This is a genomic window from Pseudomonas sp. LBUM1674 (genome assembly GCF_059695635.1).
The window spans coordinates 3,116,446-3,131,908 of record NZ_CP166779.1 but is presented as its reverse complement, the minus strand read 5'-3'; the positions used below and the strand labels follow the sequence as shown (position 1 = coordinate 3,131,908).

At 57.3% G+C, this 15,463-nt stretch carries 10 protein-coding genes and 3 pseudogenes; 9 read left to right on the top strand and 4 right to left on the bottom strand.

The annotated features are described in order from the left end of the window. Nucleotides 1-12 precede the first annotated feature (12 nt). Nucleotides 13-1,335, top strand: a complete 1,323-nt coding sequence (locus tag ACA067_RS14500; protein WP_497462397.1) for an ABC transporter ATP-binding protein — start codon at nt 13-15, stop codon at nt 1,333-1,335. A gap of 36 nt (nt 1,336-1,371) precedes the next feature. Here the strand turns inward: ACA067_RS14500 and rimI are convergent. Next, a pseudogene (rimI, locus tag ACA067_RS14495) lies at nt 1,372-2,463 on the bottom strand (ribosomal protein S18-alanine N-acetyltransferase); the annotation flags it as partial. A gap of 92 nt (nt 2,464-2,555) precedes the next feature. Between rimI and ACA067_RS14490 the strand changes: the two are divergent. Further along, nucleotides 2,556-4,142 (top strand): RimK family ATP-grasp domain-containing protein, encoded by a 1,587-nt coding sequence (locus ACA067_RS14490; protein ID WP_497462396.1) that lies wholly within the window; start codon nt 2,556-2,558, stop codon nt 4,140-4,142. Between the two features lie 66 nt (nt 4,143-4,208). Further along, nucleotides 4,209-5,159 carry a magnesium transporter CorA family protein gene (locus tag ACA067_RS14485; RefSeq protein ID WP_497462395.1) on the top strand — a complete coding sequence of 317 codons (951 nt, stop codon included), beginning with the start codon at nt 4,209-4,211 and terminating at the stop codon, nt 5,157-5,159. An 87-nt stretch (nt 5,160-5,246) separates the two neighbouring features. Here the strand turns inward: ACA067_RS14485 and ACA067_RS14480 are convergent, their stop codons facing one another. Beyond that, nucleotides 5,247-7,148 (bottom strand): potassium transporter Kup, encoded by a 1,902-nt coding sequence (locus ACA067_RS14480; RefSeq protein ID WP_497462394.1) that lies wholly within the window; start codon nt 7,146-7,148, stop codon nt 5,247-5,249. Nucleotides 7,149-7,478: 330 nt separating this feature from the next. Between ACA067_RS14480 and ACA067_RS14475 the strand changes: the two genes are divergently transcribed. Then, the gene (locus ACA067_RS14475; protein ID WP_497462393.1) at nt 7,479-7,811 is read left to right on the top strand and encodes a hypothetical protein; all 333 of its coding nucleotides are present in this window, start codon (nt 7,479-7,481) and stop codon (nt 7,809-7,811) included. Here the strand turns inward: ACA067_RS14475 and ydiJ are convergent. Next, nucleotides 7,803-10,883, bottom strand: a complete 3,081-nt coding sequence (gene ydiJ, locus ACA067_RS14470; protein WP_497462392.1) for a D-2-hydroxyglutarate dehydrogenase YdiJ — start codon at nt 10,881-10,883, stop codon at nt 7,803-7,805. The two genes, ACA067_RS14475 and ydiJ, sit on opposite strands and share 9 nt — an antisense overlap. 148 nt (nt 10,884-11,031) lie before the next feature. Between ydiJ and ACA067_RS14465 the strand changes: the two genes are divergently transcribed. The 4 genes from ACA067_RS14465 (at nt 11,032) to ACA067_RS14450 (ending at nt 15,058) form a co-directional block, all read left to right on the top strand. Further along, a complete protein-coding gene (locus tag ACA067_RS14465; protein WP_497462391.1) occupies nt 11,032-11,934 on the top strand; it encodes a LysR substrate-binding domain-containing protein in 903 nt (300 codons plus the stop codon). Nucleotides 11,935-12,202: 268 nt separating this feature from the next. Further along, nucleotides 12,203-12,829 carry a hypothetical protein gene (locus ACA067_RS14460; RefSeq protein ID WP_497462390.1) on the top strand — a complete coding sequence of 209 codons (627 nt, stop codon included), beginning with the start codon at nt 12,203-12,205 and terminating at the stop codon, nt 12,827-12,829. Between the two features lie 166 nt (nt 12,830-12,995). Then, nucleotides 12,996-13,655 carry an MliC family protein gene (locus ACA067_RS14455; RefSeq protein WP_497462389.1) on the top strand — a complete coding sequence of 220 codons (660 nt, stop codon included), beginning with the start codon at nt 12,996-12,998 and terminating at the stop codon, nt 13,653-13,655. 107 nt (nt 13,656-13,762) lie between these two features. Next, complete coding sequence (locus tag ACA067_RS14450) at nt 13,763-15,058, top strand: peptidase MATCAP family protein (protein ID WP_497462388.1); 1,296 nt, start codon at nt 13,763-13,765, stop codon at nt 15,056-15,058. Here the strand turns inward: ACA067_RS14450 and ACA067_RS14445 are convergent. Next, nucleotides 15,053-15,199 (bottom strand): annotated as a pseudogene (locus ACA067_RS14445) (arginine-ornithine antiporter); the annotation flags it as partial. The gene ACA067_RS14450 and the pseudogene ACA067_RS14445 overlap by 6 nt on opposite strands. On the opposite strand from ACA067_RS14445, the pseudogene ACA067_RS14440 reads away from it, so the two are divergent. Continuing rightward, nucleotides 15,194-15,445, top strand: a pseudogene (locus ACA067_RS14440) (arginine-ornithine antiporter); the annotation flags it as partial. The pseudogenes ACA067_RS14445 and ACA067_RS14440 sit on opposite strands and share 6 nt — an antisense overlap. Nucleotides 15,446-15,463: the final 18 nt, after the last annotated feature.

The window sequence follows — 15,463 nt, the reverse complement described above, 5'->3', positions numbered from 1 at the left end:
GGATTCGATGCCATGAATACCTACACCGAACACACAAAGGCATCCCCCGAAATTTACTCGCTGAACAACGTGAGCCGGGCGTTTGGCAAGGGCAAGGACGAGTTGCAAGTGCTCAGCGATGTTGACCTGACGCTGCGCGAAGGCGAAATCGCCGGCATGCTGGGCCGCTCCGGATCGGGCAAATCCACCTTGCTGCGCATCATTGCCGGCCTGATACCGCCGTCGTCGGGCGAGATCCGGTACAACGGCGCCTTACTCACCGGGCCGGCCAAAGGCGTGGCGATGGTCTTTCAGACCTTTGCGCTGTTCCCTTGGCTGACCGTCCTCGAAAACGTCGAAGCCGGCCTGCAAGCGCTACAGGTCGAACGCAAGGCCGCGCGCAAACGCGCACTGTCAGCGATCGACCTGATCGGCCTCGATGGATTCGAAAACGCTTATCCACGTGAATTGTCCGGCGGTATGCGGCAACGAGTCGGATTCGCCCGCGCGCTGGTGGTCAACCCGACGCTGCTGTTGATGGACGAGCCCTTCTCCGCCCTCGACGTACTGACCGCCGAAACCCTGCGCACCGACCTGCTGGATTTGTGGAGCGGCGAGCAGCTGCCGATCAAATCCATCCTGATCGTGACCCACAATATCGAAGAAGCCGTTTTGATGTGCGACCGTATTCTGGTTTTGTCGTCAAACCCCGGGCGCGTCGTCGCCGAAATCAAAGTGCCCTTCGCCCACCCACGCAACCGACTGGATCCGACCTTTCGCCAAATGGTCGATGACATCTATGCGTTGATGACCGACCGGCGCAGCGCTGACACCAGTACCGGCAAAGCCGAGCTGAAGATGGGCAGTCCGCTGCCAGAAGTCTCCACCAACCTCATGGCCGGCCTGATCGAAACCCTCGCTGCCGAACCCTATAACGGGCATGCCGGTCTGCCAGACGTTGCTGAACGGCGCTTACTGGAAGTGGACGACCTGTTCCCGATAGCAGAGATGCTGGAATACCTGGGATTCGCTGAACTCAAGGACGCCGACATCACCCTGACTGAGGCCGGCAAGTTATTCGCCGAGTACGGCACCCAGGAGCGCAAAACCCTCTTTGCCGAGCACCTGGTCAAGCACGTGCCACTGGCCGCACGCATTCGGCAGGTATTGCAGGAACGAAACGGGCACCGCGCGCCACGGGTGCGCTTTGAGCAAGAACTGGAAGATTCACTCACTGAGGCGTTTGTGGAGAAAACATTGGAGAGCGTGATCACTTGGGGGCGATACGCTGAAATTTTCTCCTATGACGACCACACCGAGACGTTCAGTCTGGAAGATGTCGAAGGCAGCCTGTAGTCCTTCTCGCAATTGGCACTCCGTAGCAAGATTCTCGCGAGCGTAAAGCGTCACTGAGGCGCGCAGCTTGTTGCCACCAAAAGCGCACATTTTATCGAACGCCTTGTGGCTGACGGGCAGATGCTGGCAGTCGAGTGCTTGACGGTGCTGGCTGTGATCGATGTCCGGATCATGCAGGTAGACGAAGTCTTCATCGTAGTCAGTGACAATGACCCAGTGCGGGGCTTTCGAGCGAGTCAGACGGTAGCTGCTGATCAGCACCAAGGGTTGACCGCCGGCCTTCAGCGTGAGAGCCAGGTCCAGTTGGTTGCTGCTGACCTGCTCCACATCACTGTGCTGAAGCTCGGTGCAGAACTCTTCGTGTACCAGGCGCATTACGTCCTTTTTATGTGGGTCGCGCACCCCGTCGAGAAACAGTGGACCTGCGATGCTCACTTGCAGGCGTACTCGAAATCCTCTGCGCCAGGCCGCCAGAGCCAGCCCTTGGGGACTGCAGCCGCCGTGCCCCGAGGTCATGAACACCGTCGTGGCTTCACGCCAGATTTGCAGTTCGTGCCTGCGCTCGATCAAGCGATCGGGCTGCAATGCACTCATGGCCATCAAGAGACAAGCCGGCCCGCAGGTAAACTCAGTGGTCTGTTGGTAGTAAGGCACCTGGAACTCACGGCTTTCCCGACGCTGCACAATGCGCTTTTCCAGACGCAGCGCATGCACATGATCTTCGTAGTAGTCGTTGACGACGGCGAAACGCCGGTACCCATTGCGCTCATACAGACTGATGGCGACAGGATTGTCCGGTCGAACTTCCAGTCGCAGGTAAGCACAGTCGTGCGCGCGCGCACACTCTTCTGCTTGATCAAGCAGCTGTTTCCCCAAGCCCAGGCCACGACTGTGGGGGGCGATGGCAATGGAGTACAGACGCGCCAGAGAGGTGCCGCGGTGGAACAGGACCAGGCAGTAGCCCATCAATTGACTCCCGGCCTGCGCGACGATCAGGCTGGCATGGGCTCGGCTGATCATCCACTGAAAACTGCGCGGCGTCAGCCGATCATAGGTAAAGCACTGGTTTTCCAGTTCCAGCAGAGACTTCAGATCATCGTGTGTAGCCTTGCGAAATACCAGGTTCATATAGCCGCCGTAAAAGTTGCGTAACGAAACGAGACTTTTTTAAAAGATCGTGCTTAATAGATAAGGACTTGTTCTCCAACGGACCTTCTCATATGTCAGCAGTACAGGGTGATTTGCGTGAAGTATCAGAGCAAAATCGGCTAGCGGCAATATCAAACCTTACTTATTTATCGGGTACACCTAAAAGGTCTAGCCAAGTAGTTATTATTGTTGAGCGCAAAGAAGACTGGGCCTCTTATTTTCCCTCAGAGGATGTGATGAGTGCCCAGGAGTATCTCGAGCAGCCCCTTGAAAGCGAAGCCGGCAAGCGTGTTCAGGTTATTAACCTGTGTCGCAGCTACAAGTACCTGGGACACGGCTATTACTGTTCATTACTGGCGGAAGCACGCGGCCATAAAGTTATTCCGTCTGTGCGAACCATCAGCGAGCTGACCCGAAAGTCACTGTATGGCCTGGCACTGGATGATCTGGACAAGGCGCTCGACAAAGCACTGAACAACCACCTTTATAGTAATACCGAAGGATTCACGCTCACGCTATACTTTGGTAAAACCAACCTTGAACCCTTGCAAGAACTGGCGCGGCAAATTTTCGAAATATTCCCTTGTCCGATTCTCTTGGTAGAGTTCCGCAAAAGCACTAGTTGGCGCATCGAAGGAATAAAGTCTGGCGTCTTGCAAAAATTACGCGAAGACCAGGAGGATCAATTTGCTAACTCGTTGGACAGTTTCAGCCGCAAGATATGGCGAATGCCGCGGTCACCACGCGTGGCCCGCTACGACCTGGCCATTTTGCATGACCCGCAAGAAGCGCTGCCACCTTCCAATGCCAAGGCACTCGAGAATTTTATCCGGGTCGGCAAAGGCTTGGGTATTGATGTCGATCTGATCGAAAAGAAAGACTATTCGCGAATCGCCGAGTATGACGCCCTGCTGATTCGTGAAACCACCAGCGTGGATAACCATACCTACCGCTTCGCCAAAAAAGCTGAGAGCGAAGGTCTGGTGGTAATGGACGATCCCACTTCAATCCTGCGCTGTACCAACAAGGTGTACCTGACTGATCTACTCAAAAGCCATCAACTGGGTATGCCGGCTACCGAGATTCTCTACAAGGAGCGACCGGAAGACTTCGAGCGCGTTGGTGAGCGCCTGGGCTTTCCATTGGTGCTGAAGATTCCCGATGGTTGTTTTTCCCGTGGTGTGATCAAAGTCGAAAGCCAACAAGCACTGCTGGATGCCACCTCTGAGCTGTTCGAACACTCAGTATTGTTGCTGGCTCAGGAATTCTTTTACACCGAATACGACTGGCGTATCGGCGTGCTCAACCGCAAACCGATTTTCGCCTGCCAGTACTTCATGTCCAAAGGTCACTGGCAGATCTACAACCACAAAGCCAAGGGCCAGGACATTAATGGGGAATGCCGCACCTTGGCGGTCCACGAGGCACCGCGAGCGGTAGTCGAACTGGCGGTGAAAACTGCGAACCTCATCGGCGACGGCCTCTATGGCGTCGACCTCAAGCAGTCGGGCGATAAGGTGGTGGTGATTGAGGTCAACGACAACCCGAACATGGACGCCGGCATCGAGGACGCTTACTTGCAGGACGATTTGTATTCACTGGTGCTGGAAGAATTCGTCCGGCGCCTGGATCTCAAACGTCGCGGCCAGGCCTGGTGAACGCTTGATCCGACACGCATCCTGCAAGACACTGACTTTCTCAGTCGATAACGCCAGAGGTCAGATGTGATCAAGAGCTTTCAACTCGCCAATGGGGCGCTGGTACCGGTTGAACACCTCGATGCCGATGTGATGTTGTTCAGCAATCCCGATATTGCAGAACGGGATCTGCTGCGCAACGATTTCAAACTGGACGATCACGCGCTGGCTTCGGCACTGGATCCGGACGAAGTCTCACGCATCGAGTTCCACCCGGATAACCTGTTCCTGATCTGGAAGCGTCCGGAAAGTTACTCGGGTGGAGAAAGCCTGGCGTTTGAGGTGTCGTCGTTCGGCTTGTTGTTCTCTCAAACACGCTTGCTGGTGATTGCGACCGACGATTCCCAGTTGAGCGGACTAGGGGCGCGGCACCCCTTGCACACACCGCTGGATGTGCTGCTGGACATGCTGTTCAACAACCTCCACCACTACCTGGGTCACCTCAAGGTGATCAAGATGGTGGCTCGCGAACTGCAGCAGAAGTTCAACGCCTCGATGGAGAATCGGCATCTGGTCCAGATGTTCAATCTCAGCGAAAGCCTGATCTATTACATCAACGCGATTCACAGCAATGGTGCTGTCCTGACCCGGCTGCGCAACCATGCAGAAAAACAGCACTTCAGCGCGGAGGCGATCGCGCTGATCGACGATCTGATCATCGAGAATACCCAGTGCAACAAACAGGCGGAAATCTACTCCCGGGTGTTTGCCGGCTTGATCGATGCACGCGGCAATTTGATGAACAACACCATGAACAACCTGCTGCGCAAACTGACGCTGATCAATGTGGTCTTCTTGCCTCTCAACCTGATCGCCAGCATTGGGGGCATGTCCGAGTTCAGCATGATGACCTCAGCCGTCCCCTGGTGGGTTGCCTATCCGCTGTTTCTCACCGGAATGCTGGTGACCGGAGGGCTGATGGTCATCGCGCTCAAGCGTCTGACGCGTGGTTCATCCAGCATGAATGGCCCGCATTGAACGCTTGAGGTGCTGCACAGGCAGTGCGCCAGCTTCGACCTCCTCGCGCCGCCGCCCCATGAACACCCTTGGATACTCGATGACTCTTTACATCTCAACCTGTGTGCCCAGCTCTATCACCCGATTCAACGGCAACTTGAAGTATTTCAGGTTGCTGTTGGCGTTCTTCAGCAAAAACGCGAACAGGCTCTCTCGCCAACGGGCCATACCAATGCGCTTGGTCGGAATCACCGTCTCTCGGCTGAGGAAATAGGTCGTGCGCATCGGACTGAAATCCAGCTCAGACAAGTGACAGAGACTCAACGCCAGGGGGACATCAGGCTCTTCGATAAAGCCAAAATGCAGACTGACCCGGAAGAAGCCTTCACCATAGGCTTCAACCTCAAACCGTCTGTCTGCACCCACGCGAGGGCTGTCTTCAGACACCACGGTGAGCAACACGACTTGTTCATGCAAAACCTGGTTATGCAGCAGGTTGTGCAGCAGTGCATGCGGAACCGCATCGGCCCTGGCCGTCAGAAACACCGCCGTACCTTGCACCCGATGGGGAGGCTGCGTACGGATGCTACCGATAAATAGCGGGAGTGGCAGCGCGGTTTCATCCAATCGCTCCACAATAATCTTCCTGCCCCGCTTCCAGGTCGTCATCAAAACGAACAGGCCAATACCGGCAATCACCGGGAACGCACCGCCCTGAAAGATCTTCGGCGCGTTGGCCGCGAAATACAGGCCGTCTACCAGCAAAAATCCGAACAACATCGGAATGGCCAGCCAGCGCGGCGTTTTCCATAGCAGCAGGACGACAGCCGAGGACAGGATGGTGGTGATCAACATGGTTCCCGTCACCGCGACTCCATAGGCGGCGGCCAAGGCACTGGAGGATTCGAAGCCGATAACCAGCAGCACGACACCGACCATCAACGCCCAGTTAACCGTACCGATGTAGATCTGTCCCTGCTCCTGGCTGGAGGTGTGCTGGATGAACATGCGAGGAACATAACCCAGTTGGATGGCCTGGCGAGTCAGGGAGAAAGCACCGGAAATCACCGCTTGAGAAGCAATGATGGTGGCCAGTGTCGAGAGTGCGACCATCGGCAACAGGGCCCAGGCCGGTGCCAGCAAATAGAAGGGGTTGCGCACCGCCTCCGGGTTCTCCAGGATCAAGGCACCCTGGCCAAAATAATTGAGCACCAGCCCTGGCAGCACCAAAATGAACCACGCGCGGGCAATGGGCTTGCGCCCAAAGTGGCCCATGTCGGCGTAAAGCGCTTCGGCCCCCGTCAGCGCAAGCACCACTGCACCAAGGATGGCCACGCCGATCCCCGGATGAGCGATAAAAAAATGCGCTCCCCAGTATGGGTTGAGCGCTTGCAGTACTTCCGGTCGCTGCAAAATGCCATGGATCCCCAGGGCACCTAATACGACAAACCACAGCACCATCACTGGACCGAACAGGATACCAATGCGAGCTGTGCCGTGTTTCTGTATCAAGAACAGCGCCACCAGCACGATCACGGACAAGGGCACGACCCAGTGCTCTATGCCGTCAAACGCCAGCTGTAGTCCTTCAACCGCAGAGAGCACCGAAATAGCCGGGGTGATCATGCTGTCCCCGTAAAACAGTGCCGCACCGAACAGACCAAGCAGTACCAGGACTTTACTCATGTACGGATAAGGGGCGGCCGCCCGCCGGGCCAATGCCGTCAGCGCCATGATCCCGCCTTCGCCCTGGTTGTTGGCGCGAAGAATGAACAGCACATACTTGATCGAGACCACCCAGATCAACGACCAGAAGATCAACGACAGAATGCCCAGCACGCCATCGTGGTTGGCCTGGACACCGTAGTGACCGGCAAACACTTCCTTGAGCGTGTACAGGGGGCTGGTGCCAATATCTCCGTACACTACCCCGACCGCAGCGACGAGCAGTCCCGCCGCTGAGGTTTTGCGATGGGGTTCTTCAATTGCATGGGTCGCTGTCTCGCTCACTTTCTACGTCTCGAATATTGAGGGCCGAAAACGCATCCGTGAGATTTCAAGGCCGTGGTGGACTTCGGTGAAACTGCGCAGCACCTTCCACTCCCCTGCAAGCAGCGTTGACCAACCCAGGAAAAACTCGTGGGTTACCCGAGAGAGTCGAGGGTCGCGAGGCATAAAAGCACTGTCAATTTTGCCGGCCAGTATCGTTGCGAGTAACAAAATCCATCGTAAAAAAAACGTAAATTTTTTTGCGGCCTTACCTATGAGGAGGCTGCCAGGTAAGGCATCAGATCAAGGGTCGGCGCGTTTTCGGCCAAACACCCCGAGGCGGTGGCCCGGATGCAAGCCTGGGCCGCCGAGGGCCGTCTGAAGGCCATCGAGGACATCGTCAATGTTTGCCACCCGCTCGGGCAACCTCACCTTCATCGCCAGCAGGCTGCAAATGGCAATGCCAGTGGTCCTCGTCGTCACCCAGGCGTGCGCTCGACGGTCACGGCAATGATGGTCTTGGGCAACAACCTCATCGGCCAGGCGCCCGGGCCCGTCATCGCCGGCATGCTGTCGGATGCGTTCGACCTCAAGCTCGCGTTGACCCTGGTACATGAGCTCGATCGCTCTCGTCAACATTCACACTCGCGCTTGCACTGGCGCCGGGTTTTTTCGTCAGCGTGATCGTTGCCACCGCGGCGGCTCTACTGTCGCCTCTTTCACACGCGCCAACAGCACCTGCAGCGGATGGAGCACCGTCGCACCTTCCTGACGCTTGACCTGGCTGCGGCAAGAATAGCCATCGGCAACGACTCGCCCCGATTGGTTAAATTTCTGAATGAGGCGCTTCCAGGATTGCCCGTAGATCGTGTCCGACGTTTTCGCGTTTCGCGTCTCATGCCCGTAGGTGCCCGACATCCCGCAGCAGCCGCTGGCTTGCACCTGAAGCGTCAGGCCCATACGCTGAAAAATCTTCTGCCATTGGCCGATGCTGCCAGGCTCATTGGTTTTTTCCGTGCAGTGCGGCAGGAAGTGGTAAGGCTCGCCCTCCTTCACTGCTTCACCTTCCGGCAGCGCATTGATCAGCCACTCCTGCGCAAGCATCACCAGGGGCGCTTTGCCGGCTTCCAGGGTCTTGGCGTACTCCTGTCGATAGACCAGGGTCATCGCAGGGTCGAGCCCCACCAATGGAATTTGATATTGCTGGAGACTGAGCAAAGACCGGCCATTGAAGCTGGCAGCTTTCTCGAATGCCTTGAGAAATCCCTGCACCTGAAGCGGTTTGCCATTCGGCGCGTACGGTGCCAGGTAGACCTTGTAACCGAGCCTTGAGATCAGCTCCACCCAGTCAACGAGCAACGGGGTTTCAAAAAAGCGCGTAAAGGCATCCTGAACCAGAATCACGCTTTTCCCACGCTGCGCATCGGATAGAGCAGCAAGGCGTTCCGGTGTTGCGACCTCGACGTTCCAGCGCCGGCAAACAGCCGCAAAATCCACCAGGCTCAGTAAAGGGCTGTCGACCATCCCGGCTGCTCGCTCGAGAAGCCAGCGAACCGGTCGAGCGCTCATCACGAAATTGTACAGGCGCGGCATCCTGGCAATGTACGGAACCGTGTATTCCAACGAGCCGATCAGGTAGTCCTTCAAGGGGCGCAAATACCGGCTGTGATAAAGCTCGAGAAAACGCGACCGGAACTCCGGCACATTGACTTTGACAGGACATTGGCCTGCGCAGGATTTGCAGGCCAGACAACCTGTCATCGCTTCGTAGACTTCATGGGAAAAATCTGCTTGCCCCATCTTTTGTGCGAGGCTGTTAACGGCCCTGCGCGCAATGTTCTGCGACCCGGCAGACAGTCGAACACGATCGCTTGCCTCCAGCACATCAACCCCCTGCTCCCCCTGCAATCTCAGCCATTCTCGTATCAGCGACGCGCGACCTTTCGGAGAATGGACACGATTGCGCGTAGCCTTCCAGGAGGGGCACATGGCGTCATCGGGATCGAAGTTGTAGCAGGCGCCATTGCCATTGCAATGAACGGCAGTGTCATAGCTTTGCCAGACACGCTCATCAATGGTCCGGTCCGAGTCGCCGCGCAACGGCACTTCATCGACGCGTGTCAGTCGCGCGCCAGGGACCGTTTTCGGCGTGGCGATCTTGCCTGGATTGAGTTGGTTGTACGGGTCGAAGGCCGCTTTGAGCGCTTGCAACGCAGGGTACAAATCACCGAAGTAATCCGGCACATACTGCGATCTCAAGCCCTTGCCATGCTCGCCCCACAACAACCCCCCGTGTTTTTGCGTCAAGGCCGCGACGGCATCGGAAATCGGCCGGATCAAGGCTGCCTGGACCGGATCTTTCATGTCGAGGATCGGGCGTACATGCAGGACACCGGCGTCGACGTGGCCAAACATTCCGTACTGCAGGTCATGGCTATCCAAAAGCGCTCGAAACTCCTGGATGAAGTCAGCAAGGTTTTCAGGTGGAACAGCGGTGTCTTCGACAAATGGCTGCGGCCGGGCCTCTCCTTTGACGTTGCCCAACAACCCCACGGCGCGCTTGCGCATGGCATAGACACGCTTGAGCGCATCCGCGCCGATCGCCAGCGTGTGGCCCAACCGCACAACAGACGTATCGCGCTGCAAATGCAGGACGAACTCATGAACCTGCTGCCGGACAACCTCTTCGTCGTCTGCGCTGAATTCAATGAGGTTGATTCCGAGTGTCGGTCTCTCGGGGTCTTCAGGGAAATAGTCGGCGACGCCGTGCCAGACAATATCCTGCATCGCCAGCATCAGCACTTTGGAGTCCACTGTCTCGATTGACAGCGGTTTCATTTCCATCAACGCCTTTGCATCACGCAAGGCATCCATGAATCCGGCGTAACGCACGTTAACCAGGATGGAATATCCGGGGATGGGCAGGACGTTCAATTTTGCTTCGACGATGAATCCAAGAGAGCCTTCAGAACCGCACAGCACGCTGTTGAGGTTGAAGCGTCCATCAGTTTCACGCAGATGGGCCAGGTCATAGCCGGTCAGGCAGCGATTGAGCTTGGGGAAAGTGTCCTTGATCAAGTCGGCGTGGGTGTCAGCTATATCCATTGCGCACCGGTAGACCTCACCCACCCGATCCTTGCGTCCTGTAAGCGCACGCAAATGCTGCGCATCGACCGCTGAGCTGGTGAGACGATGACCGCCAAGCAACACCGTCGAAAGCTCGAGCACGTGATCGCGAGTCTTGCCATAGGTACAGCTGCCCTGACCACTGGCATCGGTATTGATCATGCCACCAATGGTTGCGCGATTCGACGTTGAGAGTTCGGGTGCAAAGAACAGACCATAGGGTTTGAGTGCGGCGTTCAGCTGGTCCTTGACCACACCGCTCTGCACGCTGACCCAGCGCTCCTCAACGTTGATTTCCAGGATGCTGTTCAGATGTCGGGACAGGTCGACGACCAGGCCATCGGTGAGCGATTGCCCATTGGTGCCCGTACCTCCACCTCGAGGCGTGAGCACTACCGCACTGTGCGCGGGTTCTGCGACCAGTCGTGACAAGATCACTACATCCTGTTCATCACGAGGAAACACCGCTGCCTGGGGCAGACGCTGGTAAATGGAATTGTCGGTGGCCAATACCGTCCGGTCGCCATAGTTGCGGGCAATTTCTCCTTGAAACCCCGCCACCTGGAGCGCGTCGAGAAAAGCGTCATAGGTGGACGTCTGGGTATCAGGAGGCAACAGCCGGGCAATCATGATGGAATTCCTACAGGCTAAAAAGCTAATCTATGCATTCACATTACGTATGCTCAATACGAGCAGCTGCACAGGGTTTTGATGATTGTTGCGCCTGTCCAGGCCTGGAACAAACGTAATTCCTGCTGGTTTTGCATGAGCTTTATGAATGAACCCTAGAAGACTGACCCCTTCGATGTCGCTGCTGGTGGCCTTTGAGGCGGCCGCCCGCCATTGCAGCTTCACCAAGGCCGCAGAAGAACTGGCATTGACCCAGAGCGCCGTCAGCCGCCAGGTACAGAACCTGGAGGCGCAACTTGACATCGAGCTCTTCAGGCGTGAGGGCCGAAAGATTGAATTGACGGCTGCCGGCGCGGTGTATCAACACGAATTGGCGGCGGCTTTGGGGCGCATTCGAAGTGCAACATTGCAGACCATTTCGTACAAGAATGACGGTGGTCCATTGAACCTGGCGGTACTGCCAACCCTGGGCTCGAAATGGCTTCTGCCACGGATGCATGAGTTTTATGCACAACACCCGCAAATATTGGTTCACATACATTCGAGAATCATCCGGGAGGACGTTCAATCGTCCACTCACGACATGAATGCAATCATTTGCGCAGGCTCTGGAACATGGCCAGGCTACATTTCACATAAGTTGCTCACCGAAAGACTGGTGGTGGTTGCCAGTCCGACAGCATTGCCCGAGTACCCTGGCATGTCACCGGCGAACGTTGCCGAACATGCATTGTTAAACGTCGTTTCAAGGCCGAGCGCCTGGTCGGACTGGTTTGACAAGCATAACGTCGACCACCGAAACCTGCGTGCCGGCCCGAGCTTCGAGCTCACGGCGCACCTGATTCAAGCGGTGACAGCGGGGATCGGGCTTGGCCTGGTTCCAGAAATTCTTGTCCAGGATGAACTGAAGAATGGCGACCTCGTCGCATTGTTCGAACCGATGGAAAGCGGCCGCAGTTACTACCTTGTCTATGCGAATCGATACCAGAACCTGCCGTCATTGAAGGCCTTCAGTGCCTGGCTGCTATCGCTGCCCTTTCCAGATAAATAAGAAGTGAGAAGTACTTCGTTTCCGCTCGTGCTGCGATCCGTGCCTATGGGTCACTGGCTGCCCTGCTTGCTTGAGCATCACTTGCAGGGCAAGCACAGCACAAATTCTGAACTAATGTGTAACGCAACCATCGCAAGCTAATTTAACGACTAACATCCTCCTCGTACACAAAATGCCAGCACGGTTCCGGTAACGCGCGTTGCGCTTCAGGGATCGCTAGGCGATCCGCGATTCATTTCAAATCCGATAGATCTGTAGGAGCTGTGATATGAACAAGCTGGGAGCGATCTTTCTTCTACTCGTGGCAGGTACTGCCCATTCTGCTGAACGCCTGACCACCGTTCAGGTCTCGGGACTCTCTGTTCCCGGAACCCAAGCGCTGGGAAAAGCGCAGGGATTCACAGAGTGCGTTGATTTCTATAACTACCTATCGTGCACGCACAACAAGCCAATGGAAGTTTTTGGTGCAACCGCCAGTAGCGCAGAAATAACACTGGATGTCACAGACAACTTTTCCAGCGTGGCGGATCCTATGGGAGGCGACAAGATCGCGACGGTCCCACTGGAGAAACTGACCTACCGATCCATTCGCCTGGAATTTCAACCGAAAGAGCGCGAGGCACTGGAAAAGGCCTTGCGCGCTGATGGATGGTTCGCAGTAGGCAGCGCAAAACGCCTCGAGTTTTACAAGGAGGGCGTACCCGCCACCTTCCGCGTCAACAACGCCTACATCACGTTGAGCCCTGTCGATATCGACGAGGTCAGCAAAAGGGTTTCCAGACTGGAGGCTTCCAACCATTCCAGCGCCAGCTCGGATCAACCCGATCCGGCGCGGGCAATGCTGCGTGACTCAGAGCCTCGTGGCGTCGGCTCGGTTCGCCCACCTCGATTTTAATCAGCGGCATTATCAGCAAATGCAGTATCAAGAAATGCAGTATCAAGAAATGCAGTATCAAGAAAGAGTGCGCTTATAAAAAACTCGACTTACACTGCAAAACACCTGAGGGATCGATTGGTCCACGGCAATCCGGGCATCACGTCATGATCTGGGTAAATCCCAAATGAAAACGGTCACGGCCCGTTTCACCTGTCTGCTCGCTGCCAGCGTATGCGCGGCGGCGAGCAGCTGTGCAAGGGCTGCGCCCCCTTCGCCCACGCTCAACACCAGCTTCGACTGCGCCCAGGCCAGGGCACCCGCCGAAAAACTCATCTGTCGCGATCCGCAGCTGGCGCAGATGGATGTCGAACTGATGCGCCTGTATCGCCTGGCCCTCACGGATGAACGCTCAATACCGCCTCCGGACAACGTCGTGATCGACCAGCAGTTCTGGATCGAGACGCGCAATCAGTGTGCGTCCGGGCCAGAGCTCAAGGCGTGCACGATCCGCAGTTATGCCGAGCGCGCGCACCAACTGCGTCAAGGCTCGGCCATTGTCAGAACCAGGGATCCGGACAGACTCACCGAAGGCCCCCTGGCGTTTCGTTGTCCAGGGTTGAATGCGCTGATTGCTGCCACCTTCTTCACCACGCAGCCGGGTGTCGTGTACCTGAAATGGGCGAACTCCTCGGTCACCCTGAACCAGGTGCAGAGTGATTCGGGAACCCGATACACTGGCAAGGATGCCCAAGGGCACTACAGCTTCTGGCAAGACGGCAATGCGGTCCTGTTCCAGAAGCCAGGCTCTGGGGAAATGAGTTGTTCGGCCGAGCCGGCCGGCTGATTGTTCGAGCAGACACCGGGCAATTGGCGTGCTCGACCTGGCGCAATTCGATGCATCGACAACGACTACGCTGTGGCGATTGAACCTTGTCTCCCAAGGAGATTCCCGTGAGCACCGCTCCCCTGTCCGAACTCGATGCCGCCCTGCCCGGTCTGGTCCGCAAGATCCGCGTTCTGGATGCCCTGGCCTGGCCGGACGGGGTCGAGGAAGTATTCCTGGAACGTTGGCGCGCCGGGCATGCAGAACTGCCCAGGGTCGAGCTACGCCCACGCGACCACAGTGCCGACATCGTTGCCCTGGAAGCCTTTACCGGCCGCTGCGACGAGGGGCATCCGGCCGGGCGTTTCCTCGCGATGACGGCCCGCAGCTATGCCACGGCCGGCCGCATGCTGGGGGCCATTGGCACACCCGCCTTTACTCAGTATTCGTCAGCGCTGTACCGGCGCCCGGACTTCTATTACCCACGCCTGAACTTGAGCATGCTGGACGCGGCCCGGTTCTTCCTCAGTACCACGGATGCCTTGCTGGGCGGTGCACGGATTCCAACGAGCCAGGCCGACATCCCGGCCGAGGCGTTCGCTGCCTGGATGCAGCCGGAACTGGATCGTTTCTTCGGCCCGGGCCGGATCACGGTCGTGCTCGATCCGACCCTGGCCGCCAAGGCCATTGCCGGGGCGAGCCGCATCCGCCTGCGTGCCAGCGCCCTGTTTTCGGAACTGGACAAGAACCAGCTCTTGCAGCATGAGGCCTTTGCGCATGTCGCCACGGCACAGAATGGCGCGCTGCAACCCAACCTGAAAAGCCTGGGCCTGGGGGCACCACGCACGACCCAGACCCAGGAGGGTATCGCCACCCTGGCCGAGTTGTTCACCGGCAGCATGGACATCAACCGTCTGCGCCGCCTCGCCCTGCGCGTGCTCGCGGTCCAGCAGGCGCTGGAGGGTGCCGACTTCATTCAGGTGTTCGAAGGTTTTCTCGCTGCCGGTCAGTCCCAGGAGGAGTCCTTTCGTTCGACCCAACGGGTTTTCCGCGGCGCCGACCTGCACGGCGGCTCGGCATTCACCAAGGATGCCGCCTACCTGACCGGTTTGCTCGGCGTCCATACCCTGCTGCGCATTGCGATCCGCGACAACCGGCCGGAACTGGTGGGTCATCTGTTCGCCGGGCGCCTCAGCCTGGGTGACACCGTGCGCCTGGCCCCGCTCTTCGAGTCCGGCTGGCTCAAGGGGCCGGTCCACGTCCCGGATTGGGCCGCCGATCTGAGTCGGCTCGCCGCCAACCTGGCGTTCTCCGCCTTTATCGCTCGGATCAAGCTGGATGTGCTCGATCTGGAAGTGCTCATGGCGTTTGCAGATGAGCATGAAGCCGACGCGAGTGCCTCCATCCCTGACGCGTTTTCATAACGAGAGCAACCCACTGTACAAGCCATAAGCCGCGAGCCCCGCCCCGGCCACTACGCAGGCAAAAATCCCCTTCTCGATGTGGGTGAACAATGGCTCGCCCTGCTCATGCTTGGCCTTGGCAAACAAAATCACCCCGAGCGCAGGAAAGACCTGTTCATCGGTGCCCTGGCCGTGGTTTACGCGATCTGGCTGATCTATGCCGGCGGTGTCAAATACCTGCTGCTCTCCGCCCTGCTCTATGCCCCCGGCGTCATCCTGTTTGCCAAGGCTAAACTTGAAGTCAACAAGCCGATTTTCACCAATATCGAGAAGCTGATTTTCGCGGCAGTCGTCGTCGGCGCTCTGATCGCGGCCTACGGGCTATATGCCGGCTTCCTGGCCCTGTAACACCTCATCTGGAGGATT

Excerpts from the sequence above, each read along its gene's own strand:
- ACA067_RS14500 (WP_497462397.1), top strand. The coding sequence starts at position 13 with ATGAATACCTACACCGAACACACAAAGGCATCCCCCGAAATTTACTCG.
- ACA067_RS14490 (WP_497462396.1), top strand. The coding sequence starts at position 2,556 with ATGTCAGCAGTACAGGGTGATTTGCGTGAAGTATCAGAGCAAAATCGG.
- ACA067_RS14475 (WP_497462393.1), top strand. The coding sequence starts at position 7,479 with ATGCAAGCCTGGGCCGCCGAGGGCCGTCTGAAGGCCATCGAGGACATC.
- ydiJ (WP_497462392.1), bottom strand. The coding sequence starts at position 10,883 with ATGATTGCCCGGCTGTTGCCTCCTGATACCCAGACGTCCACCTATGAC.
- ACA067_RS14465 (WP_497462391.1), top strand. The coding sequence starts at position 11,032 with ATGAACCCTAGAAGACTGACCCCTTCGATGTCGCTGCTGGTGGCCTTT.
- ACA067_RS14460 (WP_497462390.1), top strand. The coding sequence starts at position 12,203 with ATGAACAAGCTGGGAGCGATCTTTCTTCTACTCGTGGCAGGTACTGCC.
- ACA067_RS14455 (WP_497462389.1), top strand. The coding sequence starts at position 12,996 with ATGAAAACGGTCACGGCCCGTTTCACCTGTCTGCTCGCTGCCAGCGTA.